This window comes from Salinimicrobium oceani (assembly GCF_012037645.1).
This window is the reverse complement of the sequence record NZ_JAAVJR010000892.1, coordinates 1-395: the sequence shown is the minus strand read 5'-3', so window position 1 is coordinate 395 and position 395 is coordinate 1. Positions and strand designations below refer to the sequence as shown.

1 pseudogene is annotated in these 395 nt (G+C 43.0%); it reads right to left on the bottom strand.

The window, feature by feature from the left end:
- Nucleotides 1–395, bottom strand: a pseudogene (locus HC175_RS19920) (ArnT family glycosyltransferase); the annotation flags it as partial.

Here is a 395-nt window from a genome sequence, read left to right as displayed (position 1 = left end):
AGAACCAGTGACCTTCCAACTCCAGCAGAAAATACCCTGCAACGGGAAAGGCAAGGCCGATAACTGCAATTAACCCATGAATAAAATACACCACCCATTTTTCCTTTTTCTCAAGAGTCTTAAAACACCTGAATAAATATTCGATATAAAACCCGGTGTTAAGGGCCATGGGGATGAGGACCGGCAGGAGGTATCGGGATTTCTTTTCGGGAATGATGGACAACAAAATCACGGCACTAAGAGTCCACAAGAGTGCAAATTTGTAGGCCTTTTTGTTGGAAACCCGCGACTTCATATAAGGATAAAGCAGGGCAACAAATGCCGGAATGGTCCAGATCCCACTTTGGGTAAAAAAGCTCCAGTAGTAATAAAAAGGACGAACATTATAATTGGTC